This is a genomic window from Haloarcula rara (assembly GCF_029338235.1).
Taxonomy (GTDB): domain Archaea; phylum Halobacteriota; class Halobacteria; order Halobacteriales; family Haloarculaceae; genus Haloarcula; species Haloarcula rara.
On the sequence record NZ_CP119785.1, the window covers coordinates 1,309,172 to 1,334,080 of the forward strand.

Below are 24,909 nucleotides of genomic sequence, written 5' to 3' on the forward strand. Positions count from 1 at the left end.
CTGCACTGTCGACGGCGAGCGCCGACGGCCGACAGAACGCAATACGTAACAGCCCGAATCCAGTACACAGGGTAATGAGCCGGTCTGGAGCCTTCTGTCCGAAGTGTGGCGACGAGTTCGAGCCACCCGAGGACCGCCCCGCGCTCCCGGGCGCACAGCGGGACTCCGAGCGAGTCCTCTGTGACGCCTGTTACTTCGAGGAGTTCGACCTGGTGGACGCCCCCGAGACCATCGAGGTTCGGGTGTGTAGCCAGTGTGGGGCGGTCCACAAGGGGAACCGCTGGGTCGACGTGGGCGCGGACGACTACACCGACATCGCCGTCGAGCAGGTCAGCGAGGCCCTGGGCGTCCACGTCGACGCCGAGGCCGTCGACTGGCAGGTCGCGCCCGAACAGCTCGACCGCAACAACATCCGCATGCACACCGAATTCTCGGGCGTGGTTCGGGGGACGCCGGTCCACGAGCAGGTGAGTGTCCCGGTGCGCATCTCGCGGCAGACCTGCAAACGCTGCGGGAAGATAGCCGGCGGCTCCTTTGCCAGTGTCGTCCAGGTGCGCGCGGACGGCCGGAACCCGACCGGCGAGGAGGTCGAGCGGGCAAAGACCATCGCACAGGAGTACATCGCCGAACGCGAGGCGACGGGGGACCGCAACGCCTTCATCACGGAGACCAACGAGGTCGACGACGGGCTGAACATGAAGATATCGACGAACCAGATGGGCCACGGCATCGCCAAGCGCATCACGGCCCAGCTGGGCGGGGGCTACTCCGACTCGAAACGACTCATCACCGAAGACGAGGACGGCCAGAAGCTCTACCGGATGACCTACGCGGTGCGGCTGCCCCGGTATCGCCAGGGCGAGATAATCGACCCCGAGGACGGCGACGGTCCCGTCCTCGTGCGCTCGGTGCAGGGGAACCTGAAGGGCGTTCGCCTGGCGACCGGCGAGCCCTACGAGGCCCGCTTCGAGGAGGGCGAGGCGCCCGACGCCCGCCGGCTGGGCTTTCGCGAGGACGGCGAGCCGACGACGCTCGTGGCCGTCGAGGACGACAACGCCGTCCAGGTGTTAGACCCCGAGACCTTCGAGAGCGTGACCGTCCCTCGACCTTCGTATATGGACACCGACGCCGACGAGGTGCCGGTCGTCAAGAGCCACGCGGGGCTGCACGTCCTGCCGGCGGCCGAGCGCGACGATGAGTGAGGAGCCGGCGGAGACGGGTTCCGAGGACGACTCCGATGCGTCCGACACGGCGGCCGGGGCCGACCTCGGTACCCGCCACCTGGCCGTCGTCGTCGCAAAGCCCCGCGCGGAGTCGGTCATCGACGCACTGGAAACGGAGGGCGTCTACGACGACGGCCGGAGCGTCCAGTCGTGGGACGACGACGGCGTCGCCGTCCCGGTGACCGCGCCGCCCGAGACCGTCGAGGTGCGCGAAATCGTCCAGCAGGTCGGCGAACGCCGCCTGCGCTCGCTGTCGGACCACCTCCGCCAGCGCGGGTGGAGCGACGACGAACTCGACGCCGCGCCCGCCTCGTGGGCGGTCGTCGGCAGCGTCGTCCTGGTGGCGATGGGGAGGCCCCCGACCCGCCGAGGTCGGCGAGGCGCTGCTCGCGCTCCACGGCGAGGCCGACACCGTACTGGCCCGCAACGGTATCAGCGGTGCCCACCGCGAACCCGACGTGACCGTCGTCGCCGGTGAGGGCGACACCGAGACGGTCCACACCGAACACGGCACCGAGTACGCGCTGGACCTCGCCGAGGTGATGTTCTCGCCGGGCAACAAGGCCGAGCGGGTCCGGGTGGGCGACCGAGTGGAGACAGGCGAGCGCGTGCTGGATATGTTCGCCGGCATCGGCTACTTCACGCTGCCGATGGCACGGGCCGGCGCCGAGGTCACCGCCGTCGAGCGCAATCCGACGGCGTTTCGCTATCTCGTCGAGAACACGATGCGCAACGGCGTCGACGGGCTGGTCCATCCCTACCGGGCGGACTGCCGCGAGGTAATCGACGCGGGTCTCGACGGCGGCCCCGTCGACCGCGTGGTGATGGGCTACTACGAGTCCTGGGAGTATCTCGACCACGCGCTGGCCGCGCTCGCACCGGGCGGGACGCTCCACATGCACGAGACCACGCCCGAGCAACTGGTCTTCGAGCGGCCCGTCGAGCGACTGGAAGCGGCCGCGTCCGAGGCCGGCCGCTCGGTCGAGATACTCGATACCAGGCGGGTCAAGAGCCACAGCGAGGGAGTCTCACACGTCGTCGTGGACGCGAGGGTGTCGTGAGAGCACCTCCCCAGTGGATACGCCACGGCTGGCCGGTCGCACAGCACAGCGATGTTGGGAGTGTCGCAACGCCTAATTGGGTGTCCGCGAAAGGAGCGGTATGGACAGACAGCAGATACTCGCCATCATCCTGGTCTTTCTGATGGTCGGCTCGTCGTTCGTCTACGGCGCGGCCTTCCTCATCTAATCCCAGACGTCGGAGAGGGGGTGACTGCCGCTGGATCGGGACTGCGAGCGGTCGCGGCGCCGTTTCGCGCTCGCCGAGACGCCCGCGAGCGCCCGGTCCGGTGCGAACTCGGGCAGGTCGGGCTCGGAGAGGCGGTCGACCTGCTCGGCGAACCAGTCGGGCATATCGGGGCGGGCGCGCTCGAATAGGTCGAGCAGCGACGCGTCGGCCAGATAGGTCGCGCCGTGGTCGTCGGGCGCACGCACCACGCGCCCGCAGGCCTGGATGACGGTCCGCAACGCCGTCCGGTAGTACCAGCCCCACTGACCGTCCTCCAGGCGCTGGGCCACCCGTGAGTCGCGGGTGTTCGGATACGGCGCCTTGCACAGCACCTGCCACCGGCAGAGGTCCCCCTCCAGATCGAGGGCCTCCTCCATCTTCACCGAGAGGAAGCAGTCGGGGTTGTCGCTGCGCTTCCAGGCCGACAGCGCCCCGTCGCGGTCCTCGGAGTCGTGGCTCCGGACGCGGGGCCCGACACCGAACTCCGTGAGCAGTTCGTCCAGTCGCTCCTGAATCGCATACGAGTGACAGTGGACCAGCCCCTTCTCGTCGGGGTGGCGGGCCATCGCCCGGACGATGGCGCGGGCGACCTTCGGGAGCGTCTCGTCGCGGTGCTCGTAGGTCATCTTCCCCTGTGTGATATCGTACAGCGGGCGGTTCTGGACGGGGAACGTGTGGCCCACCTCGACGAGGGCGACATCTGCCGGGTCCAGTCCGACGTTCCGACAGAAGGCGTCCTTGTTCAGGATGGTGGCCGACAGGAGGGCGAACTGGTTACCGCGGTCCCAGACGGTGTGTTTGAGGTACTTCTCGGGGTTCATCGGCTTGACCGTCACCGGCGCGCCCTCGCCGCCGTTCTGGTCGACGACCCACGTGGTCGCGCTCTCGGGGTCCCGGTAGTCCTCCTGGAACCACGAGAGGTCGCTTCGGAGCTTATTCAGCGAGTCCCGCTCGGCCACCTCGTCGGGGGAGAGCTCGGCGTTGCCCCGTAGCTCCTTCACCCGGCGCTCGGTGACGTGTTCGATGCGCTCGGCAAATTTGACGGCCTCGTCGAGCCCGTCCAGGTCGGGGACGTCAAGGTCGCCCCAGAACGGAATCGTCGAGGGCGACAGCTCGATGGTGGCGTACATCTCGGCCCACTCGCCCAGGCCGTGGGCCTCGTCGATGACGACCACGTCCCGCTTGCCGAAGACGTCGCTGCCGGCAGTCTGCATGAAGTAAGCCAGCGTCATGGCGGCGATGCGCCGGTTCGAGGCGATAGCGCGGTCCGAGAAGTACGGACACCGATGCTTGACCTGGCAGTCGAACTCCCGTTCACGGACACAGGGTGCCTGGTCGACCGGCGTGTCCGTCTCGCCCGGCAGGATGCAGTCGTAGTTGTTCTTCCCGCGGATGACACAGAGGTCTTCTAACAGACTGTCTTCGGCCACGTCGTCGAGCTGTGAGACCTGCGGCGTGGTGTAGTAGGCGTCGACGACCTGTTCGGGGGCGGCCTCACCGGCGGTGCGGGCCGTGCCCGCGATGGCTCTGGCGAGCAGGGACTTGCCGCTCCCGGTCGGTGCCCGCACCAGCACCACGTCCTTGCCGCGCTCGAAGGCCGCGCGGATGTCCGAGAGGGCCTGCTTCTGGTTGCCCCGGTAGCTCGGAGCCGGGAACTCGTCGTGAATCCGCGCCGGGTACACGAGCGAAGCGAACGGCCGGGTGGGGGTAAACCTTTCTTGTCGGTCGGCGACGTGGAGTGTGACACCCGAGACCAGAAATCAGGCTCCAGAAGGATTATTGAAATCAGTCGAGAACGCCCGGTATGAGTGGGAACGGCGGCTGGTCGAGAGGCTACGAGAAGGAGTCGCCCACGGAACCGGCGGAAGAGCCGCCCGACGGCCACTGCCCGAAGTGCGAACACGAGGAGGTAGACGTCAGCACTATTTCGATGACAGAAGGGACAGCACAGCGGCTGGTCGGCATGGACGCAAGCGCGTTCAGCGTCGTCTCCTGTACGCGCTGTGGCTACTCGGAGTTCTATCGCGGCGGCGGGCGTCGGAACCCCGTCAGGTATTTTCTGGTGACCGACGAGTGATGGCGGCATATCGCTGTGCCGGGCCGTCGGTTCCCGTGGGCGGCCACGACCACTGGCCGCTCCGACCGGTCGTGGCGCCTGTTCACACACGCACGGTCGTGTGAGTGGTACCCTCGGAACTCTTATACATATACCCCCTGTACATTTGTTTGTAATGGCAAACGGTAAGGTTGATTTCTTCAACGACACAGGCGGCTACGGTTTCATCTCGACTGAGGACGCGGACGAGGACGTTTTCTTCCACATGGAGGACGTTGGCGGTCCGGACCTCGAAGAAGGCGAGGAGATCGAATTCGACATCGAACAGGCCGACAAGGGCCCCCGCGCGACGAACGTCGTCCGCAACTAACTCGGATTTCCGGTCGCCTCGGCGACCTCATCTGATACTTTGTTTTATCGACGCTGACCGGCGAGCAGTGGCGCAGACCTGATACGACCAATTAAAACACGGGGTTGGACTGCCGGGCCAGCAACTGGCCAGCCCGATATACGGCCATCGACCACGAACCCGGAACCGCCGGACCAGTCCCCGCGGCCGGCCCTCCACCCCCTGGCGACGGTTCCCCACCGTCGTCCGCTCCGTCCGAACACAGTTTAATTAGTTGACAGCTCGTAGCAACCTGTACGATGTCAGACACGACCAGCCACGAGACGCAGTTGACCAGAGCGGAGACCGCACAGTTCCTGCGTTCCATCGCGGACGAACTGGACGCCGACAAGGACCGCATCCGTGTCGCTATCGGGAACAAGCGCGTCCAGCTCTCGCCGCCCGAGCGCATCGCCACAGAGGCGACGGTGACCGAGCGCTCACGCCGCCTCCGGAAGGACGTCGAGGAGCTGGAACTGCGGTTCAAGTGGACCCCCACGAAGGCGACGGCGGAGGCGGCGGCGGACGGAGGGACGCCGGACGACACCCGGTCAGAGTGATGGCCGGACCAGTGGCAGCGCCGGTCCTGCAGGGAGCGGTCGCGACGGCGTCCATCGTCAGCGGCGTCCTGGTCTTCCTCGTGAGCCTGCTCGTCGGCACGGTAGCGATAGCGCTCGGTGCACAGGTACTCGTCGACCGGGACACCGGGTTCCGGCGAGCGGCCGTCACCGCCCTGTTCGGCGCGCTCGTCTACGCGCTGGTGGGCGTCTTCTTCGGCTGGATTCCGCTGCTGGGTCCGATACTGATGTTGCTCGCCTGGGTCGGCGTCATCAACTGGCAGTACCCCGGCGGCTGGGGGACGGCGCTGGGTATCGCCTTCGTCGCCTGGATCGTGGCAGTGCTGATACTGTACGGGCTCGCCCTGCTGGGTATCGCGACCGACGCCTTCGGGATTCCTGGTGTGTAGTTCAGTCCTCCAGCGCCGCGACGTCGCTTGCCGTCACCTCGCGGTCGTCTGGCAGCCTGTCGATGCAGTCATAACAGAGCAGGTGCTCGGTGCCGTCGCCCAGTTCCAGGATAATCCCCTCGGTCGGGCGGCTCTCCTGTGTCCAGATGTTGGCGATACCGCCGCCGATGGACACCGAGTCGTCACAGCCGTCACAGGTGTCCGATGCCATGCCCTGACTTGCGGCCTCGCGCCTAAGGACCTTCCTTTTGGTGTCGGCCCACCTACACGAACACAGGGACGTCGACTGCGAGGGGTGTGTATCGACTGGCGGCCCCTCACCGACTGCGATATCGACCACGAGCGGACCGGGCCGTTCGACCCGCTGGACGACACGTACAACCTCGTTCCGCTCACGCGTGGGGAGATTCGGCGGTTCGTCGAGGCGGGGCACGGCGACGCCTTGCGCCCGCGGCTCTGGCGGGCCAACGACGACCGGAGTGTCACGCTCGGCGGGGTCGACGTGGCGGCCATCGACGGGCGGCCGGTGTTCTTCGTGGGCCTTCGGAAGCCACCCAAACCAGTCGCCCCTTTCGACCGGCCGACGACGTGGCTCCGGAGCTGTGTCTTTCTGGACCCGACGACGCTGCAGTTACTGGTGGCTGTAAGTTCGTAACGATATTCGCCACCCGGGGTGGCGAATTACGTCAGTTTGTTACAGCCACCAGTAAGTGTCGCATCCACGGCGGCGACCTGTACCCAGACGCCTGCAACACCTACCCCGGCGAGAACCTGCTGCTTGCGACCGAGACCGAGTGTGAACGCGTCGAGGCGGTCCACGGCGGCCGACGGCTGCTCGACGACGAGCCGCCCGACGTCTCCCCCCTGTTCGGCCCCGGCGCGGTCGGCGAGCGCGTCTTCGCCCACCCCGACCCCGACCGGGTGACCGGACGCATCGAGCGGTTCCGCGACGGGGAACTGACCCGTGAGGACCGCGCGGAGTTCGTCGCCGTCGCCGCCGCCTCGAGTCCCGGAACGCTCGCGGTCAACGACGACCGCTACGAGCAGGCGCTCGAACGGATTCTGCGGGCCGACTCGTGGGTCGGTCGCGCTATCGACCGGTGGGGTGGGGCGGCCGACGCGGTGGGCGAACGCGCCGCCGACGCTCCCGAGCCCGGTGACGTGGAGGACGGCGCACCCCCGACACCCGGGTGGTGAGCGGGGCGACAGGGCATTTTAACAGCCTGCGGCCCTCCCTGTGGGTATGCACGCACAGCCGGGCGGGGGCAAGTGGTGAGCAACGAGACCCCCCGTCCCGACTACGGCGAGACGTGGGTGTACGAGAGCATCGTCGGCGCCTTACCGGGTATCCGCCTGCCGACGTGGGCCGCTCTGGCCATCCAGCTGGTCGTCTTCGAGGTCGCCGTCGTCGGTCTCTCGTGGTACTACGACACCTGGAACGTCGCCATCGCGGCGACAGCGGTCATCTTCGTCGCCACCGTCGGCAGCGTCGAGATGCTCCGCATCAGCACGCTCGTCCGCCGTATCGACGTCCCGCCGACCTACCGGGCGCTGCTCTTTTCCTCGAACATGGAGGTCGTCCTCTCGGTGCTCGCCTACATCGCCCTGCTGACCCACATCTTCGTCTTCGATCCCCAGACTGCGAGTTCGCCGCTGCTGAACACGCTCTTTGGCCCGGAGCCGCCGGTGCTGGTGGTATATCTCATGTTGCTCATCCTCTGGGACATCTGCTACCGCATCGGCACCGGCTGGTGGGCCAGCGTCACCGGCCTCTGGCGGTCGCTGCGCTTCCAGTTCGAGCCCGACACTGCCCGGGTGTTCCAGCGTGCCGACATCGAGACGTGGGGCTTTGGCGTCCTCCAGCTCGTGCTCGTCCCGTTCGTCCTGAACCAGCCGGTGTTGCTCGCGGCCCTGCTGGCTCACGTGACCGCCGTCACAGTCGTCACTGGCGTCTCCGTGGCGCTGTTGCAGGTCAGGTCCAGAAACGGCTTTAGTCTGAGTTGATCTGTTTGAACTGGTCCAGGAGCTCCTCGGTCGACTCGTCGCCGTCGTAGCTCACCTTGCCGTGGTAGGCTGTCCGGTCGTCGTCCTCCGAGAGGTCGACCTCGTTGTTCTTTCGCTCACGGCGTTCGTGTTCGTCGTCGTCGTATGCTCCCATCGACATAACTTACCACACCTAACGTAGTGTGGTAGAGATTATCAATCTAACGCCGAACCTTTTTGTGTCGTTCGAGAGAGCGAAGTCGTCCGAGAGAGCGGAGCTCTCTCGTGATGCTGCAAGACCGGAGGTCTTGCACAGATCGCGAATCTCCGATTCGCTCACTTCCGAAAATCTTCAATTTTCGGACGACTCTCTCGTGATGACGAAAGGCGCGAAGCGCCTTCCGAACCACGTCGGGTGTCCTCGCGAGCCAGAGGCTCGCTGCGGGCACCCTGCTTAAAAAACGTCCTCAGAAATCAGAGATTTCTGATGGGCTGCGGTAGAGCTTCGCTCTCCCGAACGTTCCTGAAAAAGCCGCGAATCGCCAGAGGCGATTCGCGTGAACCGCGCTCGCTGTGCTCACGGGTCACGCTGTTCCCCGTTCGCAACGAGGGTTCGCGTTGCTCACCCTCGCTGTGCTCGCGCGGACAGAAGCAACCTCATAGCGGCGGCTGCAGGGACATGTAACTTCATGTATCACGAGCCACACACTTACCGCGACCACGCATCAGAGTTCGATCAGAGCCATCATGCAAGATACAGAGGGTATATCTTGTACGTCAGTCGGTGCCAATATCACAAGGCTGAATTCTGTTTCACCAAATTAATCGAGAGCCATTTTGAGAACCCCACCGGTAAGAACGCTTCTCGGAAAGGTTGTGTAGCGAACGGTTTCGTCGGATGCGACAAAAGCTACTCACTCCGATCCATTAGGGTTCTCGCTACGGCTAGAGCCCTCCCGTAATGTTTAGCAAAGTGGTGTCCGAAGGTGGCGATAACGAATAAGGATGATTACAGAAGGTCCTAGTATTGGCTACACTGTGGCTCTTGGTGTTGTAATAGGTATATACGCCTGGAATAAAATCAGGTCCCATTTTGCTGATTCTTCGGACAGTTCGGAAAATGTCGACAGCCGGTAACTACCGGTTGTCAGCATCCAAGAGACCTTCGCGCAGTGATTAGTGATGCTTTCGCTGAGTGTTATCAACGCAACAATAGAGTTCGGTGCGCATTACCGCATTAATGAAAACCCAGTGAAGGTTCGCAAGACATTCGCTGGTATCACCGGGTGTCGCGGCGCTGGTCGTCGGTGAGGGTGTGGCCACAATCTGTACTGATCGATCAGCACCGGTCAAATCTGACGGTTCTCAACTGCAAGATACGCGCGCTGCATCTTGCACGGCGCTCAGAGAATCTACTGACATTGTCAGGACTGCTGGCGGTCCATACACAAGCGTCCCGTCCATCCGCTCTATGGTATACTGGATGGGACAAATAAAGCGGCCACAGTGCCGACCCAACGGAACGCACAAGACCACTGACCGGGTATACCACAACGTGGCTGGCCCGATTCGATTTCGACATTCGACGGAACGCTGGAACGAAGACCGTGTCCGGCGTGATTTACTCTCCCCGCTTGACGATACGTTCGGCGCGGAACTGAACGGCCCGTGGTTCGCCCCACCAGAGGGGTGGGCGGCCCGCAGGCTGGAGATGGACAACGGCGACCTGGCACTCTTTATCTGGAACGGCCAGGAGGCCTACTGGCTGGGCAACACCCAGACCCCCGAGACCCTCTGGCGGACGGACAAGCAGCGCTTCGAGCGCAGTCCCGAGGCCATTTCGGCGTGGGCCCAGCGGGAACTGTTCGCCCAGCTGGAGGTCGAGGACCCGTGGCTCACCGAGTACGAGGCGCTCGCGTACTTCTTCCTCCCCGTGTTTCTCTCGAAGGACGGCCGCGACTCCACGCGGACGTTCTTCCGTGACCACGCCGCCGGGTTCCCCGACGCCGACCGCGAGGCGGGGTTGCAGTTCTACGACGATTTCCTGGCGACGGGCGTCCTCGACGACTACCGCTACACGATGGCCAGCAAACTCGGCACGAGCCAGGGATTCGACCTCGCGCGGATGCAGGCGACGATGGGGGAGTTCAACACCGCGAAGCTGCTCGTCGACGCGGGCAACGACATCGTCCCCGAGGTCGAGCTCAAATCCGGTCACTCCGTGGACTTCCGCGTCGAGGACACCCTCGTCGAGGTGACACGCCCCCGGCCGCCCAACCGGCGGAAAGTCGACACCGCCATCGGGGCGCTGAAGGTCTCCGGTGACGCCAAGACACGCGACCAGCTGGCGGCCCACCCCGGGGCCGTGCTGGTCGTCGACTGCAGTTCCTTCCACGACGACGAGTGGGCGCGGGTGCTCGCCGAGAGACCGAGCGTCGGCTACGAGCCCCTCGTCGCCTTCCGCTACCGCCCCGACGGCCGCCTCGAGGGGTACGCACGGGGCTCTGTCCCCTTCCCGCTCCCGTTCTGACGGTCCAGACGACAGTCCGCGTTCGTATTCGGCCAGCCGGCGGTAAATCCACGCTCGAATAAGGCAAAATTTTCGTACGTCCACAGTGAACCGGGCGGTAGCGGCCGACCACTCGGCCGGGAGACACATGGACGTAGACCAATTCATCAGCGATAACAGGCCCGACGAGGGTGGCGACACCTTCCAGCTAGAGAACAGCAAGCTCCTTGATATCGCCGTCGACGGCTCGGTCACGGCAAAGGCCGGCTCGATGGTCGCCTACGAGGGCGACCTCTCCTTTACCGGCAGCTCGAACGCCGAGGGCGGCATCACGGGGTTCATCAAGTCGAAGGCGACCAGCGAGGGGACGCCCGTCATGGAAGTGGAGGGGACCGGCCACCTCTACGTCGCCGACCAGGCCAAGGATATCCAGGTGCTGGACCTCGACGCCGGAGAGTCCATCTCGATAAACGGCAACGACGTGCTGGCCTTCGAGTCGAGTGTCGACTACAGCATCTCGACCATCGGCAGCCTCTCCGCGAGCTCCGCGGGCGGCCTGACGAACGTCTTCCTCGAAGGGCCGGGGAGCATCGCTATCACGACCCACGGCACCCCGCTCGTGCTCACGCCGCCGGTCAAGACCGACCCGCAGGCGACGGTGGCCTGGAGCGCCAACAACTCCCCGTCCAGCAGCGTCAACCGCAACCTCACGGACATGATAGGCCAGTCTTCCGGCGAGCGCTACCAGCTGGAGTTTACGAACCCCGACGGGTTCGTCGTCGTCCAGCCGTTCGAGGAAGCCAACCCGCAGCAGTAGCGACACAGCCCGCTTTTATCTCTGGCCGCTGTATGCCGTCCCATGCCCCACGTCGCCGAGACCCACATCGTCAACCGCGAGCGCGTCCAGCCGACCCACGCCAACAACTACAACTCTGCCCACGGAGGACTCGTGATGAAGTGGATGGACGAAATCGGCGCGATGTCGGCCATGCGAGCCGCCCAGCAGTCCTGTGTCACCGCCCAGATGTCTCGCGTCGACTTCGAGCGTCCAATCCCCATCGGCGACAACGCGCTCGTGGAGTCCTACGCCTACGAAACCGGCCGGACGAGCGTGCGGGTGCGGATAGACGTCAGCGCGGAGAACCCCCACACCGGCGAGACCGAGCCGACCACCTCCGCCTACGCCACCTTCGTCGCCGTCGAGGACGGCAAGCCGACGCCGGTCCCCGACCTCGACGTCAAGGGCGAACGCTGCAAGGAACTCAAGGAGAAGGCGCTGGCCGAGGAACCGAACCGAGAGTGAGGTCAGGTTCGCAGTTCCCGACCCAGCGCGGAGCCACTGGCCCCGCCCAGCGCGCCCAGGACCGCGCCGACAGCGAACCCTATCGCCGCACCGTTTCTCGTAAAGGTGGCCGCGATATCCGAAAAATCGGCCGTCGCCGCTCCGTGGGCCGGCATCGCTACCATCATGACCGATACCGACTCAGCCGCCTTCGTCGTGACTCCCAGCTTCCAGGGCAGCGTCAAGCGACGCAACGACATCTCGGATCTCCTGTGTGTACTCTCCCTCTGTACCGGCGTCTTCGAGTTCGTCCCTGTAATCGCGGAGCGTGTCGGCGGCCGAAGCGACGGTCATCCGCGAGAGCGTGACACTGTTCGATTGGGCCATGCGATAATCTATGTCAGGACGAACGTTTTGCTGTGTCCATCGGCAACCGTGTCGACGTCTGGCAACACTGTGAGCCACTGCGCGACGGTGCTCGACCGACGTGCGACGCTCGATTGAGACAGTGTCGTCTCCGCCGCCAGCGTCGCTTTCAGACCGTCGTAGGATAGTTCGCCGTCCCGCTTGAGTTCCTCGTATACGCGCGTGACAATCTCGACCTCGCGGACTGCGTCAACCAGCAGCTTCTCGGCGGCCTGCGTGTCATCGCGTTCGTGCAGCCTGAGATACTTCGTCCCAGCACTCGTGAGTCCCCAGCGGCGTACTTCGCGGCCGTCCACCAGTTTCGGTGTGTCCTTGTGAACGAACCCCAGCAGCCATCCCGCAGTCCCGTACAGGTCGGCGTGTCTCGAGTCGAACTCCGCGACCTCGCCGTGTATCGCGCTCTTCGTGCCGTCCGTCGTCTCGATGGCGTTCAGGAACCGACGGAGTGTCTCGAAACTGTTCGCGAGCGGGACTTCGCTCGAGGGGACCGTCGCTTCCTGTTCTGGCTCTTCGAGTGCGTCCCAGAACTCGCCGTCGACCTCGTACCCAGATTGCTGTTCGCTCACCCCGATCTGATGCTGTACCATCGTCTTCGCGAGACGCTCGCCATCGACAAGCTGAATCTGCAGCTCGTCGGCTGCCGCCACGGCGGGTTCGGTGAACGAACTGGACGTGATATACGTCCCGGTCTGATAGTTCGCCTGCGTCAACGCACCGCTGAACCGCTGGATGTAGCTGTTCCCGACAGTGTTTCCCTCGGCGTACCGCTTGACCTGTGCCCCGAACAGCGCGGTAAAGACGTCCTCGTCGATACGGCCCTCGATATCGATCCCCTCGTCCTGGCGGAACGCCGTCACCTGCACAGACTCCGTCTGCAACCGACGAGCGAGAACCATCTTGCACAGAACTTCGAACAGCTCCGGCGTCGTCTCGTACATCCGGTCGCGGAGATGGTCTCGCATAGACGCCGCCTTCATGCGTTACTGCTGCGTCTACGCGCATATAAGCATGTACGCCGATATTGGGGTGTCACTTCGCGCAGTTTACGCTAGCGGCTCGTGGTGACGGGGTAGTGGCCGGAATTTGAACGACGCGAAGACGGTCGCTCGCTCCGCTCACGCTGCCTCTTCTCTCGATTCAAATCCCGCTTCAGCTTCGTACAGCGACACGGGACGCGGCGCGATGAAACGCGCCGCTCGTAGTTTGTGTGCAGAAAGAGCCTAGGCCGGAATTTGAACCAGAGGAAGACTCACTGCGTTCGTCTTCCAGGGATTCAAATTCCGTGTCCGGCTTTCCACGCGCGACGGACCCGTCGCTGTCGCTTCCGGGTCAGTCGCTTAGAGAAAGCCTAGGCCGGAATTTGAATCCGGGGTCTCGTCCTTACCAAGGACGCGCTTTACCGCTAAGCTACCCAGGCGCACTTTTCTCTATCCGGCAATTGTCTTTAGGCGTTTCGATTCGTGCCCGCAGTCAGTGGTCGGCGGCGGCTTCGGTCCCCTGATTTGCCCCGGTGTGACCGGCCAGTTCCTCGGCCACCCCACCGCTCAGCACGGTCTCGGCCTCGGGCAGCCCGTCGGCGGCCAGGTCGACGCCGACCGCGCGCAGTTCGGGCGTCGGTTCCTGGCCACCAGCGGTGAGGCCCGCGACGACGGCGAGGTCGCAGATGTCGACCTCCAGATTGCCGTCCAGGTCGTCGTCGCCAGTCGTCCGCAGTTCGGTCTGGTCCTTCCCGAACTCGCGGACCACGTCGACGGCGGCCGCGGCGGCGTCGGTCCGGGCCAGCAGGTAGAACCCGCGGGAGACGAGGATGTCGGCGATGAGAATGTCCAGGTCGGCGGCGTCGCGGTCGCCGGTGGTCCAAGGGTCGTCGCGGGCGAGCCGTCGGGTCAGCGTGAGGCCCTCGTAGATGAGCTGGACGCCGGCGGCGCGGTCCGCGTCGCTGTCGGCGGCCGGGATGCCGCGAGCGGCCGCCTCGGCGACGAGCGTCAGCACGCCCGGGGCGAGCGAGGCGTCGTCGAGCCGGGCGGTGAGACGGTCACGGAGTCGCTCGGGTTCGACGTCGTCGACACCCGCCAGCGCGGCACGGCGGACCGCCGCCACTTCCTCCATTGCCGAATGGTAGCGGTGGCAAGGGCAAAGACCTTTGGAAACACCACCGTCAGCGGTGACATGATACGGACGACGGTCGAGGGCGACGTCTGCGTACTGACGCTCGCGCGACCGGGACAGCGCAACGCGCTCGACAGCGAGGCCCTTCGTGATCTGGAACGGGCCGTCGCGGACGCGACCGAGCCGGTCATCTATCTCCGCGGAGAGGGGACGGCCTTCTGTGCCGGCGCGGACCTGGCGGAGGTACGCGCGCTCGATGCGGACGCGGCGGCCGACTTCGCCGCGCTGGGCCAGCGGGTCGCGAACGCGCTGGAAGGCTACGACGGCGCGGTCGTGGCCGGTATCGACGGCGCGGCCAGAGGCGGGGGCGTCGAGCTGGCGCTTGCCTGCGATATCAGAGTCGCCACGCCCGCGGCGACGTTCGCCGAGACGGGCGTGAAACTCGGGCTCTTTGGCGCGTGGGGCGGGACGACGCGCCTGCCCCGCGTCGTCGGCGAGGGCGAGGCGCTCGACCTCGCGCTGTCGGGCCGGACCGTCGACGCCGAGGCGGCCCTGCGGATGGGACTGGTCTCGCGGGTCACCGAGGACCCCCGTGCCGTGGCCGACGAACTGGCCGCCGTCGACGGCGGCGCGCTCCGGAGGCTGAAGGGACGACTGCGGGACGACGCCGACCAGGCGGCCGGCGACGAGCGCGAGCGCGCGGCGTTCGCCGAGCTCGTCGAATCCGCTGCGTTCTAGGTAGCAGTACGTTCAAAACCCCCCGCTGCATACGGTAGTCCCAATGGTGGACTGCGATTACTGCGGGGAGTCGTTCGACGGCGAGGATTCGTACCTGGACCATCTCGCCGACGACCACGACGGAGAACTCGGCGCCATCGACCAGCGGCGCGTCGACAGCCGAAAGAGCGACGACGAGTCGGGCATCTCGCTGATGGCGCTGGCGGTTGCCATCGGCGCCGCCATCGCCGTCGGCGCGACGCTCTACCTGTCGTTCTTCTCGGGCGGCGGCGGCGATGGCGTCTCGCCCGACGGCATCGAGAGCGAGTCGCTGAAAGACTCGGGCGACAGCGAGACCCTCTCCTCGGTCGAAGAGTTCGAGAGTGAAGGGAGCGAGCACGTAAGCGAGGGCCAGAACATCGACTATGAGCGGTCACCGCCGCTTTCGGGCCCCCACTACGACAGGCCGACCGAGGGCGGGTTCTACGAGGAGTCCCAGTCGGCAGGTAACATCGTGCACTCGCTGGAACACGGTGCCGTCGTCATCTACTACGACGAGGGCGCGCTGAACGAGTCCAGCCGGACCAGCCTCCAGGAGTTCGCTGCGACCCACACCGGTACCTGGCGTAGCGTCATCGTCCTCCCGAACCCCAACGAGAACCCAGAGTCCGACTTCGTCCTGACCGCGTGGCGCAACCGGATGTACATGGACAGCTACGACGCACAGACCGTCTACGAGTTCCTCTCCGAGTTCATCGGCCGCGGTCCCGAGAATCCGGTTCGCTAGGCTGGTTTCGTTTTACAGTTGAGGTTTGAATCGAGGGTATTACTGGACCAGATACTGTTGTGCACAGCCAGAAAGCCCCGGCTGTCATCGGAAGCGAAGCTTCCGATTGCCCGCGAGAGCTACGCTCTCGCCCTGGCTAGACTCGGGGGCCTCGCTGTGCTCCTCGGCCTTCGGCCTGCGGTGTCTGCTCACGGGCCGAAGGCCCGTGAGCACGTGCCGAGGCGCGTAGCGCCTCGCGCCTTGCGTCGGCCGCCTTCGTCTAGCCAGCCGCCCCTTTCAGTCCCACCCAGCGTTGTTTGACCAACTGGCTACGGGTGGGACTGAAAGGGGCCGCCCGCTCGACGCACGAGGTCGCTCGAAAGGCGCAAAGCGCCTTTCGTGATGACGAGAGAGCGAAGCTCTCTCGAACCACGAAGTAAGCACCGCAGGGAACGAAGTGACCGAGGAGCACAACGAGCCGCAGTAGTCGAGCGGGCGGGGGCTTTCTGGCTGTCCGCAGTGCTGTCGATGTCCAATCGTACCGTGGCTTTCTCGCTCTCAGCACCAACTACCGCGACACCAACCACAACCCCTGGCCGCGGAACGACATTTATTATCACGCACCCCCTTGCCGCCCCCGTGAACCGTACGGCAGCGCTCGACGCCGTCATCTTCGGGGTAGATATCCAGAGCGGTGACGTCCGCGGGGACGCGCCCTCCTACGCGCTCGTGGTGTTCAACGGCGACGAACTCAAGCGGGACGTCGTCTCACGGCGGAAACTCAGGCGGCGAATCGAGAGCGAGGAACCCGCCATCGTGGCGACGGACAACATGTACGAACTGGCCGCCGACAAGGACCAGCTGGTCCACTTCCTCGGGTCGCTGCCAGACGAGACGAAACTGGTGCAGGTGACCGGCGACGAGCGACCGGAACCGCTCTCGCGGGTGGCCAAGCGCCACGGTGTCCCCTACGGCAAAGAGCCCATGAAGGAAGCGGAGGCCGCCGCCAGGCTCGCCGCCGCCAACGTCGGCCAGGAAGTCTCTGCCTTCACCGACACGACGGAAGTGAAGGTCTCTCGGGGCCGCTCGACCGGAAAAGGAGGGTGGTCGGAGGACCGCTACACGCGACGCATCCACGGCGCGGTCAAGACCCAGGCCCGCGAGGTCGAGTCCGAACTCGACGCGGCCGGCCTGGCGTACGAACGGGACGTGACCGAGAAGTACGGCGGCTTCTCGAACGCCGTCTTCCGGGTCGAGGGGCGGCCCCAGGATATCCCCGTCTCCACCCATCGGTCGGGCGACACCCGCGTCGAAATCGAGCGGGTGCGCCGGGACGGGATCGAGTTCCGCCCGCTGGCGAAACGGCGGGACCACGTCGTCGTCGGCGTCGACCCCGGCACCACGACGGCGGTCGCCATCGTCGGGTTGGACGGCGAAGTTTTGGACGTCTACTCCTCGCGGACCAGCGACCAGGCCGACGTCATCGAGTGGATAATCGAGCGCGGCCGGCCGGTCGTCGTCGCCGCCGACGTGACGCCGATACCCGAGACCGTCGAGAAGTTCCGCCGCTCGTTCGACGCGGCGGGCTGGGCGCCCGAACGCGACTTGCCGGTCGACGAGAAGAAACACCGGACCCGCGAGGAGGGGTACGACAACGACCACGAGCGGGACGCGATGGCCGCCGCGCTCTATGCCTTCGACGGCCACGAGAGCCAGTTCGAGCGAGTCGCACAGAAGGTGCCCGCGCGCCACGAGGTCGGCCCCGTCGTCGCCCGGGTCGTCGCCGGCGAGGAGTCAGTCGAGTCGGTGCTGCGGGACATCGAGGGCGAGGACGAACCCGAAGAGGACGCCGCCAGCCACCAGCCGCGGGAACTCACCGCCGACGAGAAGAAGATAAAACGGCTACAGGCCCGCATCGACCGGCTGGAAGACCACGTCGAGGAGCTCAAGGGGACCATCCAGCAGAAGGACGAGCAACTGCAGGAGAAGGACAAACAGCTGGAGAAAGCGAGACAGGAGGGGCGCCGGGAGGTCCGCAAGGACCGCGAGGTAACCAGACTGGAGCGACGCAACGAGGCCCTCGAACGCACGGTCGAGGAAGAGAAACAAAAGCGCAAACAACTGGGCGAGAAACTGGAGCGGCTCAAGGAGCTCTGGAAGCTCGACCACTCGAACTTCGCCGACGTCTCCGAACACGAGGAGGGGCTGGTCCCGGTGAAGGTCGTCGAGCAGTTCACCCGCAGCGCCATCGACGAGGCCGACGAGCAGTTCGGGCTCGCGGCGGGCGATATCGTCATGTTCCGGGACGCCTCCGGGGCCGGGAAATCCACGGCCGAGCGGCTGGCCGACGTCGACCCGCGGCTGGTGCTGCGCAACGAGAATCTCTCCGAGGCCGCCGACGAGGTGCTGTTCGACCACGAGATTCCCGTCGCCCCGGCCGAGATGGTTCCCGTCCAGGAGGTCGACGAACTCGCCATCGCCCGCGAGGAGGCCGTCGAGGACGCTATCGAGGACTGGCACGAGCGAGCCGAGGAGCGCCGCCAGGAACAGAACGCCGAGATGGTCGACCAGATTATCAGCGAGCATCGGGCCGACAGGCCCGTGAGTGGGGAGTAGTCGGCACGGGGGCAACGAATCCGATGACAGCAGCGCAGAGTGACGTGTCACTCGGCGCATCCGACGGACAGACGACCGTGCGCCGATGTCGAGACGGAAGCCATGCGGCCTCCGGTCGGAGAGAGCCCCGAACCACCGTGAGGGGGAGACGGGACTCACCGATGGGCCGGCCGCTGACAATGCTGAGAGACCCGATAGCGGCGAGCTTAGCTGACCACTCTGTAGAGCAAGTCCCCGACAGCGTCGAAGAACCATATATAAAAGAAGTACCCCGCGAGCCCCAGCAGCGGATACAGATACCAGACGAGTGAGACAGAACCGACCACGGGCAGACTGAACGGCACGCTCACCCCGATAAGCGTAGCAGTCGAAGTCATACCAGCGACCCCAGCCAGTAGTTTGACGGTTGATAGGTATCCGGCCGGCAGGCCGCCCTTCGCAAGCGCCGTTACCTCGGCAGTCTCTGAGGGGGGCTCACGCGAGTGTGGGTCGTCATCCTCGGCGGTAGAAGCCTCACGACGAATCTTCGCCCGCTTTCGCGATTCGGAGTTCCTGTAGCGATACCACAGGAGGAGGGGGCTGGTGCCGAAGACGCCGAGCGAATAGACGAGCCGTGCGAGCGGGGTGAAGACGGCTATGTCCGGATACACCAGTGCGAACAAGAGCCCCCAGAACGCGAGCGCGACAGAGAGCGCTGCAACGACGACGAAGCCTTTGGTCACCGTCCCAGTCGATTCCTCGGCCACCGTATTGTTCGACATTCGAATCTTATTAAAAAAAACATAGCGCATCAGTCTGTGGAGACAACCTGCGACGCCACACGTCGTAACGAGTGTCGCGGGACTCGGAAAGCCGACCAACCGCGGAATATTTGACGGCCCCTCGCCTACGCCCAGCCAACAGATGGACGCGCCGCTGTGGACCGAGACGCACGCGCCGGCACTCGAAGACATCCCACAGCCGGAGGCTCGCGAGCACCTCCAGGGAGCGCTTCAGGAACCCATGAACCTGCTGGTCCACGGGCCGAAAGGGGCGGGCAAGACCGCCGCCGTTCGGGCCTACGCCCGCGAGGTCCACGAGAACCCCGACGCCGACTTCACCGAACTCAACGTCGCCGACGTGTTCGACATGACAAAAAAGGAGGTCGCCAACGACCCCCGGTTTTCGTCCTTTATCGACAGCAAGCGCCGCCGGGACTCCTCGAAGGCCGACCTCATCAACCACGTGCTGAAGGAGTCGGCCAGCTACACGCCGATGTCTGGGTCCTACAAGACCATCCTTCTCGACAACGCCGAGGGGATGCGCGAGGACTTCCAGCAGGCCCTGCGCCGGGTGATGGAACAGTACTACGAGGCGACGCAGTTCGTCATCGCCACGCGCCAGCCCTCCGCACTGATTCCGCCGATTCGCTCGCGCTGTTTCCCGGTCGTGATGCGCGGCCCGACCCACGCCGAGGCCGTCGGCGTGCTGGAAACTATCGTCACCGAGGAGGGCGTCGACCACGACGACGACGGGCTGGAGTACGTCGCCGGCTACGCAGAAGGGGACCTCCGGACAGCGGTGCTTGCCGCCCAGACCACCTACGAGGAGACCGGCGAGGTGACGATGGAGACGGCCTACGAGACGCTCACGGGACTGGAAGCGGACGACGCCGTCGAGTCGATGGTCGAGGCCGCCGAGGAGGGGCGGTTCACCGACGCGCGCTCCGAGCTCGATGACCTGCTCGTCGACGAGGGCTATGGAGCTGATGACGTAATTGAAGAACTGCTCGACGTGGCCCGCTCGCGGTACTCGGGAAAGCGGCTGGCAGCGGTCCACGAACTCGCCGGCGAGGCCGACATGGCGCTGACCGAAGCGGCCAACGAGCGGATTCACCTCTCGCGACTGCTTGCGGATATCGGCCAGCTCCGATACGGGCAGGGGTGAACGGCCTCGGACCAGCCTCAGCCCAGCGACCCGGTTCCGGCCCGCACGTCCCGGATGTCCTGGACCAGGTCGGCGACGACGTGGACGTACAGCGACGCGGCGGCCAGGGCCGCGAGCGTCGGTGCGAGCGCCCAGAGCACAGCGACTACGGGTCCACCGACGAGCATGTGGCTGAGCAGGCGGTCGAGCTTACCGAGTTCGCACTCGTAGAAGATGGACTCCTGGTCGACGAACACCGCCTTCGGGTTCCGGAGACAGTAGCGAATCGCCCGCGGGTCGCCCGTGTTGTACCAGGCGACGAGGAAGTGGTCGAAGTCGATGCCGACCCCGACGACTGCAGCGAAGGTGACCCAGCCGAGTCCGGTCAGCAAGTCCAGCCCGGCGTAGAGGCCGGCGGCCAGGCCGACGGCGACGGAGAGAAGGAAGTGGTGTTTCGAGTAGATAGGAACTCCCTCGGGAGTCTGTTCGCACAGCCAACACTTATCGGATGGGGTCGGCGATGGCAGTTACGAGTGTCGTCGCTGGGCGACCGTGGTAGCACGAAGCGTGTGAGAGCGGAGTAGTGGCTTCGAAATCCTTTTAGGCGCTACGACGGGAATCTATGGACAACGAACCATGGAAATCGACATCATCGAGGAAGACGAGAATCCCATGTTGCACCGAACGGACGTCCGCTTCGAGGTCGTCCACGAGGAGGCCACGCCCTCCCGACTCTCCGTGCGTGACTCCCTCGCAGCCACGCTGAACAAGGACGCCGAAGAGGTCGTCATCCACAAGCTCGACACGAAGTTCGGGATGCGAAAGACCATCGGCTACGCGAAGGTCTACGAGAGCCCCGAGCACGCCCGCGACGTCGAGCAGGACCACATGCTCGAGCGCAACAAGATTGTCGCCGACGGCGAAGAAGAGGCGGAGGAAGCATAGATGCCCCGCTCCGATTACTACGAGGACGGCGAGCTAACGAAGGAGATGTGCCCGCGCTGCGGTGACACGGTGCTTGCCGACCACGACGACCGCCAGCACTGCGGGAAGTGCGGCTACACCGAGTGGAAGTAGGGCGCGATGCGGATTCTCGGTATCGAGGGAACCGCCTGGGCAGCCAGCGCTGCGGTCTTCGAAACTGACGATCTGGACGACCCCAGCGACGACCACGTCTTCATCGAGACCGACGCCTACCAGCCCGATAGCGGCGGCATCCACCCGCGTGAGGCCGCCGAACACATGGGCGAGAAGATTCCGCAGGTGGTCGAGACGGCCATTTCCCACGCCCGAGAGCGTTCCGGCGCCGACGAGGACGCCCCGTTCGACGCGGTCGCCTTCTCGCGTGGGCCCGGCCTCGGTCCCTGCCTGCGCATCGTCGCCACCGCGGCGCGAGCGGTCGCCCAGCGCTTTGACGTGCCGCTGGTCGGCGTCAACCACATGGTTGCCCACCTGGAGGTGGGCCGGCACCGCTCGGGCTTTGACTCGCCCGTCTGCCTGAACGCTTCCGGCGCGAACGCCCACGTGCTGGGGTATCGCAACGGCCGCTACCGGGTACTGGGCGAGACGATGGACACCGGTGCGGGCAACGCCATCGACAAATTCACTCGGCATATCGGCTGGCAACACCCCGGCGGCCCGAAGGTCGAACAGCACGCCAGAGAGGGCGAGTACCACCCGCTACCCTACGTCGTCAAGGGGATGGACTTCTCCTTTTCGGGGGTCATGAGCGCCGCGAAGCAAGCGGTAGACGACGGGGTCTCCGCGAGCGATGTGAGCGGAGGCTCGTCAGACGAGCGTCGCGAGTCTGACGGCGTGCCCGTCGATAACGTCTGCCGCGGCCTCGAAGAGACCATCTTCGGGATGCTCACCGAGGTCTCCGAGCGGGCGCTCTCCCTTACCGGCGCGGACGAGCTGGTGCTGGGCGGCGGCGTCGGCCAGAACCAGCGCCTCCAGGGGATGCTCGAAGCGATGTGCGAGCAACGCGGCGCAGCGTTTTATGCCCCGGAGAACCGCTTCCTGCGGGACAACGCCGGGATGATAGCGATGCTGGGCGCGAAGATGTACGCCGCCGGCGACACCCTCGAAATCGCCGAGTCGGCCATCGACTCGAACTTCCGGCCAGACGAGGTCGAAGTGACGTGGCGAGGGCGGGACCCCGTGGGTCCCGCCGGACAGGCGAGCGGGCGACGCCCGCGAGCAGACCAGGAGTCCGTCGACCGACGCGACCGGAGTGAAAGCGAGGTCCAGGGGGCGGAGGCGACGGTCACCATCGAGGCCGACCGCGTCATCAAGGAGCGCAACCCCAGGAGCTACCGGCATCCCGCGCTCGACGAGCGGCTGCGGACCGAGCGCACCCGGCAGGAAGTACGGCTGACAAGCGAGGCTCGGCGCAGCGGCGTTCCGACGCCACTCGTGCTGGACGTCGACCCAGAGTCGGCCCGCATCGTCTTCCAGCGCGTCGGGGCGGCCGACCTGCGCGAGCGCCTCGGCGCCGAGACCGTAGCCGCAGTCGGCGGACATCTCGCCCGCATCCACGACGCCGGCTTCGTCCACGGCGACCCGACGACGCGGAACGTCAGAGTCGGGGGCAACGGGACGGCTGACGGTCGGTCGGTGTTCCTCATCGACTTCGGGCTGGGCTACGCCACTGGCGAGCCGGAAGACCACGCGATGGACCTCCACGTGCTGTCCCAGTCACTCGCCGGCACCGCCGATGACCCCGAAGCGCTGTTTTCGGCGGCACGCGAGGCCTACCGCGACGAGAGCGACCACGCGGACGCCGTCTTCGCCAGCCTGGCCGACATCGAGGGTCGCGGCCGCTACCAGTAGGGCGGACGACCGAGCCGGAACGCACACCTTTCTGGCCGCCGTAGCCGCGCCAGATGCGCTATCTCGTCTGGGCTATCATCGCGCTGCTTGGCTACACGGCGGTCCCGCCGCTGGTGAAACTCGCGACCGCGGACATCCCCAGTGACGTGGTCCTGTTGATATCCAACGGCATCCTCGTCATCGCCGCCGCGGGCATCATCCTCACCGCGGACGTCTCGGTGACACCGTATCTCACCCACGAGCGGTCCATCTACGCCTACGGTGCGGGCATCGCACTGACGGTGGGTATCATCTCGTACTACCGGGCGCTCGCGGCCGGCCCGGTCAGCGTCGTCGTCCCCATCTTCGGGATGTTCATCGCCACCAGTTCCATCCTCGGTATCGCCTTCCTCGACGAACCCCTGACCGGCCGCAAAGTCGCCGGTATCGGGCTGGCCGTCGCCGCTATCTACCTGACTTCGGTGGAGTAAGGCGGTCGCGGTGGCCGTGGCAGCGCTCCGTCGCTGCCACCGGGGAAGGGCAGGGCTGCCGAGAGAGCAAACCAGAGCGAGGCGGTAGTAGCATCCGGCGGCCTCCGGCCGCCGGTTCACGCGAATCGCCGCTGTGCGGCGATTCGCGCCTTTTTCATCGACGTTTTTCAAGGAGTGGTGCCCACAGGGCCGCGAAGCGGCCCGAGGACACCCGACGCAGAAAAAGGTCGGGGGGAAGGAATTTAGTCCACCCGCGAGTACAGTCGCATATGGTAGACAAACCCCAGTCTGGGGAACTGTTCGGCGTCCCGTACAACTTCGAGCGGCCCAGCCTGAAACGGCTCGTGTCGTCGTACTGGAAGCCCGGCGAGGACATGCTCGTCGAGAAGCCCTTTGGCATCGGGTACACGCTGAACCTGGCAAACTGGCGCGCGTGGATCGTACTGGCGGTCGCCGGCGCGATGCTGTATCAGGAGCGCCGGGGCGACGGCGAGGAGTTCGAGGGCGAAGAAGCCGACGAGCCAGTCGAAGTCGTCGTCGACTGATACTGCCGGCTGTAAGTTCGTAACGATATTCGCCACCCGGGGTGGCGAATTACGTCAGTTTGTTACAGCTGGCAGTATGACCCGCCAACTCGTCGGCGGGTAGATGCGACCGGCGCAGCCGGGAGCCAGTTTTCGACGCCTCTTTTGTGTGGGACCGCCCTGGTAGCGGTATGCTCAACTTCGTAACGACCAACCCCGGGAAGGTCCGGGAGGCGACGGCCTACCTGGACGACGAGGTGGTCCAGTTCGACTTCGACTACCCCGAGGTACAGGCCGACGAGCTCGGGGCGGTGGCGGCCCACGGCGCCCGCGAGGCCTATCGGGCGGCCGACGGACCGGTCATCGTCGACGACGCCGGCCTCTTTATCGACGCCTTCGACGGGTTTCCGGGGCCCTATTCCTCCTACGTCGAGGACAGAGTCGGCATCGAGCGCGTCTGGCGCATGACCGAGCCCGAGAACGACCACGGTGCGGCGTTCAAGACTGTCATCGCCTACTGTGACGGGGACGATTTCGCCGCGACCCCCGAACCAGTCGACCGCGACGAGCGGCGCGGCCAGGACATCGCCGCCGCCGACCGCGGCGGGGCGACGACGGACGCACAGGTCGAGGGCGGCGAGGACGCGCTGCCGGTCAAGCTGTTCGAAGGGCGGGTCCCTGGCGAAATCGTCGCCCCGCGCGGCGAGGGCGGCTTCGGCTTCGACCCCATCTTCGAGCACGACGGGACCACGTTCGCGGAGATGAGCACCGACGAGAAAAACGCCGTCTCCCACCGCGGGCGGGCGCTGGCGAAGTTCGCGGAGTGGTACGCCGAGCGATGAGCGAGGC

28 protein-coding genes, 1 tRNA gene and 2 pseudogenes are annotated in these 24,909 nt (G+C 65.6%); 21 read left to right on the forward strand and 10 right to left on the reverse strand.

Going from position 1 to position 24,909, the window contains the following annotated elements; all coding sequences use genetic code 11:
• Positions 1-74 precede the first annotated feature (74 nt).
• The gene (locus tag P1K32_RS06930) at positions 75-1,202 is read left to right on the forward strand and encodes a 60S ribosomal export protein NMD3 (protein WP_276251943.1); all 1,128 of its coding nucleotides are present in this window, start codon (positions 75-77) and stop codon (positions 1,200-1,202) included.
• Positions 1,195-2,284 (forward strand): annotated as a pseudogene (locus tag P1K32_RS06935) (class I SAM-dependent methyltransferase). Before P1K32_RS06930 ends, P1K32_RS06935 begins: the two are co-directional and overlap by 8 nt.
• A 183-nt stretch (positions 2,285-2,467) precedes the next feature.
• Here P1K32_RS06935 and P1K32_RS06940 read toward each other — a convergent pair.
• Entirely contained in the window at positions 2,468-4,192 is a 1,725-nt protein-coding gene (locus tag P1K32_RS06940; protein ID WP_276251944.1) for a helicase C-terminal domain-containing protein, read from the reverse strand.
• Between the two features lie 122 nt (positions 4,193-4,314).
• Here P1K32_RS06940 and P1K32_RS06945 point away from each other — a divergent pair, with 122 nt between their 5' ends.
• The 4 genes from P1K32_RS06945 (at position 4,315) to P1K32_RS06960 (ending at position 5,921) form a co-directional block, all read left to right on the forward strand.
• Complete coding sequence (locus tag P1K32_RS06945; RefSeq protein WP_276251945.1) at positions 4,315-4,587, forward strand: zinc ribbon domain-containing protein; 273 nt, start codon at positions 4,315-4,317, stop codon at positions 4,585-4,587.
• A gap of 154 nt (positions 4,588-4,741) precedes the next feature.
• Positions 4,742-4,936 carry a cold-shock protein gene (locus P1K32_RS06950; RefSeq protein ID WP_166967680.1) on the forward strand — a complete coding sequence of 65 codons (195 nt, stop codon included), beginning with the start codon at positions 4,742-4,744 and terminating at the stop codon, positions 4,934-4,936.
• Positions 4,937-5,214: 278 nt separating this feature from the next.
• Positions 5,215-5,514: an amphi-Trp domain-containing protein gene (locus P1K32_RS06955; RefSeq protein WP_276251946.1), complete on the forward strand. Its 300-nt coding sequence runs from the start codon at positions 5,215-5,217 to the stop codon at positions 5,512-5,514.
• Positions 5,514-5,921, forward strand: coding sequence for a hypothetical protein (locus P1K32_RS06960; RefSeq protein ID WP_276251947.1), 408 nt, complete (start codon positions 5,514-5,516; stop codon positions 5,919-5,921). The genes P1K32_RS06955 and P1K32_RS06960 overlap by 1 nt, the downstream gene beginning before the upstream one ends.
• Before the next feature lies 1 nt (position 5,922).
• Here the strand turns inward: P1K32_RS06960 and P1K32_RS06965 are convergent, their stop codons facing one another.
• Positions 5,923-6,132 carry a DUF7561 family protein gene (locus tag P1K32_RS06965; RefSeq protein ID WP_276251948.1) on the reverse strand — a complete coding sequence of 70 codons (210 nt, stop codon included), beginning with the start codon at positions 6,130-6,132 and terminating at the stop codon, positions 5,923-5,925.
• 75 nt (positions 6,133-6,207) lie between these two features.
• On the opposite strand from P1K32_RS06965, the pseudogene P1K32_RS06975 reads away from it, so the two are divergent.
• Together P1K32_RS06975 and P1K32_RS06980 are read left to right on the forward strand one after the other, a co-directional pair.
• Positions 6,208-7,118, forward strand: a pseudogene (locus tag P1K32_RS06975) (YkgJ family cysteine cluster protein).
• A 75-nt stretch (positions 7,119-7,193) separates the two neighbouring features.
• Positions 7,194-7,925: a DUF7530 family protein gene (locus P1K32_RS06980; RefSeq protein ID WP_276251951.1), complete on the forward strand. Its 732-nt coding sequence runs from the start codon at positions 7,194-7,196 to the stop codon at positions 7,923-7,925.
• Here the strand turns inward: P1K32_RS06980 and P1K32_RS06985 are convergent.
• On the reverse strand, positions 7,912-8,085 hold the full coding sequence (locus tag P1K32_RS06985) for a DUF5786 family protein (RefSeq protein ID WP_276251952.1): 174 nt from the start codon (positions 8,083-8,085) through the stop codon (positions 7,912-7,914). The genes P1K32_RS06980 and P1K32_RS06985 overlap by 14 nt on opposite strands.
• A gap of 1,374 nt (positions 8,086-9,459) precedes the next feature.
• On the opposite strand from P1K32_RS06985, the gene P1K32_RS06990 reads away from it, so the two are divergent.
• The 3 genes from P1K32_RS06990 (at position 9,460) to P1K32_RS07000 (ending at position 11,716) form a co-directional block, all read left to right on the forward strand.
• Positions 9,460-10,434, forward strand: a complete 975-nt coding sequence (locus tag P1K32_RS06990; RefSeq protein ID WP_276251953.1) for a DUF5784 family protein — start codon at positions 9,460-9,462, stop codon at positions 10,432-10,434.
• A gap of 127 nt (positions 10,435-10,561) precedes the next feature.
• Positions 10,562-11,230, forward strand: coding sequence for an AIM24 family protein (locus P1K32_RS06995; RefSeq protein ID WP_276251954.1), 669 nt, complete (start codon positions 10,562-10,564; stop codon positions 11,228-11,230).
• Between the two features lie 42 nt (positions 11,231-11,272).
• Complete coding sequence (locus P1K32_RS07000) at positions 11,273-11,716, forward strand: acyl-CoA thioesterase (RefSeq protein ID WP_276251955.1); 444 nt, start codon at positions 11,273-11,275, stop codon at positions 11,714-11,716.
• 2 nt (positions 11,717-11,718) lie between these two features.
• On the opposite strand, the gene P1K32_RS07005 is transcribed toward P1K32_RS07000, so the two are convergent.
• The 5 genes from P1K32_RS07005 to P1K32_RS07025 form a co-directional block, all read right to left on the reverse strand.
• Complete coding sequence (locus tag P1K32_RS07005) at positions 11,719-11,871, reverse strand: hypothetical protein (RefSeq protein WP_276251956.1); 153 nt, start codon at positions 11,869-11,871, stop codon at positions 11,719-11,721.
• Positions 11,872-11,896: 25 nt separating this feature from the next.
• On the reverse strand, positions 11,897-12,082 hold the full coding sequence (locus P1K32_RS07010; protein ID WP_276251957.1) for a hypothetical protein: 186 nt from the start codon (positions 12,080-12,082) through the stop codon (positions 11,897-11,899).
• Between the two features lie 8 nt (positions 12,083-12,090).
• The gene (locus P1K32_RS07015; protein WP_276251958.1) at positions 12,091-13,098 is read right to left on the reverse strand and encodes a restriction endonuclease; all 1,008 of its coding nucleotides are present in this window, start codon (positions 13,096-13,098) and stop codon (positions 12,091-12,093) included.
• A 368-nt stretch (positions 13,099-13,466) separates the two neighbouring features.
• Positions 13,467-13,538 (reverse strand) — tRNA-Thr (locus P1K32_RS07020).
• 53 nt (positions 13,539-13,591) lie between these two features.
• Positions 13,592-14,230, reverse strand: coding sequence for a DUF7114 family protein (locus tag P1K32_RS07025; protein ID WP_276251959.1), 639 nt, complete (start codon positions 14,228-14,230; stop codon positions 13,592-13,594).
• Positions 14,231-14,290: 60 nt separating this feature from the next.
• Here P1K32_RS07025 and P1K32_RS07030 point away from each other — a divergent pair, with 60 nt between their 5' ends.
• The 3 genes from P1K32_RS07030 (at position 14,291) to P1K32_RS07040 (ending at position 18,329) form a co-directional block, all read left to right on the forward strand.
• Entirely contained in the window at positions 14,291-14,968 is a 678-nt protein-coding gene (locus tag P1K32_RS07030; RefSeq protein WP_276251960.1) for an enoyl-CoA hydratase/isomerase family protein, read from the forward strand.
• 43 nt (positions 14,969-15,011) lie between these two features.
• Positions 15,012-15,734 (forward strand): DUF3105 domain-containing protein, encoded by a 723-nt coding sequence (locus P1K32_RS07035; RefSeq protein WP_276251961.1) that lies wholly within the window; start codon positions 15,012-15,014, stop codon positions 15,732-15,734.
• Positions 15,735-16,352: 618 nt separating this feature from the next.
• Positions 16,353-18,329: a DUF460 domain-containing protein gene (locus tag P1K32_RS07040; RefSeq protein ID WP_276251962.1), complete on the forward strand. Its 1,977-nt coding sequence runs from the start codon at positions 16,353-16,355 to the stop codon at positions 18,327-18,329.
• A gap of 206 nt (positions 18,330-18,535) precedes the next feature.
• On the opposite strand, the gene P1K32_RS07045 is transcribed toward P1K32_RS07040, so the two are convergent.
• Positions 18,536-19,075: a hypothetical protein gene (locus tag P1K32_RS07045; protein WP_276251963.1), complete on the reverse strand. Its 540-nt coding sequence runs from the start codon at positions 19,073-19,075 to the stop codon at positions 18,536-18,538.
• A gap of 157 nt (positions 19,076-19,232) precedes the next feature.
• On the opposite strand from P1K32_RS07045, the gene P1K32_RS07050 reads away from it, so the two are divergent.
• Entirely contained in the window at positions 19,233-20,255 is a 1,023-nt protein-coding gene (locus P1K32_RS07050; RefSeq protein ID WP_276251964.1) for an AAA family ATPase, read from the forward strand.
• A 17-nt stretch (positions 20,256-20,272) separates the two neighbouring features.
• Here the strand turns inward: P1K32_RS07050 and P1K32_RS07055 are convergent, their stop codons facing one another.
• Positions 20,273-20,626: a hypothetical protein gene (locus tag P1K32_RS07055; RefSeq protein ID WP_276251965.1), complete on the reverse strand. Its 354-nt coding sequence runs from the start codon at positions 20,624-20,626 to the stop codon at positions 20,273-20,275.
• A gap of 244 nt (positions 20,627-20,870) precedes the next feature.
• On the opposite strand from P1K32_RS07055, the gene P1K32_RS07060 reads away from it, so the two are divergent.
• The 6 genes from P1K32_RS07060 (at position 20,871) to P1K32_RS07085 (ending at position 24,902) form a co-directional block, all read left to right on the forward strand.
• Positions 20,871-21,179, forward strand: a complete 309-nt coding sequence (locus tag P1K32_RS07060) for a 30S ribosomal protein S24e (protein ID WP_276251966.1) — start codon at positions 20,871-20,873, stop codon at positions 21,177-21,179.
• Positions 21,180-21,311, forward strand: coding sequence for a 30S ribosomal protein S27ae (locus tag P1K32_RS07065; RefSeq protein WP_276251967.1), 132 nt, complete (start codon positions 21,180-21,182; stop codon positions 21,309-21,311).
• A 6-nt stretch (positions 21,312-21,317) separates the two neighbouring features.
• A complete protein-coding gene (locus tag P1K32_RS07070) occupies positions 21,318-23,066 on the forward strand; it encodes a bifunctional N(6)-L-threonylcarbamoyladenine synthase/serine/threonine protein kinase (protein ID WP_276251968.1) in 1,749 nt (582 codons plus the stop codon).
• Between the two features lie 53 nt (positions 23,067-23,119).
• Positions 23,120-23,536 (forward strand): EamA family transporter, encoded by a 417-nt coding sequence (locus tag P1K32_RS07075; protein ID WP_276251969.1) that lies wholly within the window; start codon positions 23,120-23,122, stop codon positions 23,534-23,536.
• Positions 23,537-23,805: 269 nt separating this feature from the next.
• The gene (locus P1K32_RS07080) at positions 23,806-24,081 is read left to right on the forward strand and encodes a DUF5808 domain-containing protein (protein ID WP_276251970.1); all 276 of its coding nucleotides are present in this window, start codon (positions 23,806-23,808) and stop codon (positions 24,079-24,081) included.
• A gap of 170 nt (positions 24,082-24,251) precedes the next feature.
• Positions 24,252-24,902 (forward strand): non-canonical purine NTP pyrophosphatase, encoded by a 651-nt coding sequence (locus P1K32_RS07085; protein ID WP_276251971.1) that lies wholly within the window; start codon positions 24,252-24,254, stop codon positions 24,900-24,902.
• Positions 24,903-24,909 lie beyond the last annotated feature (7 nt).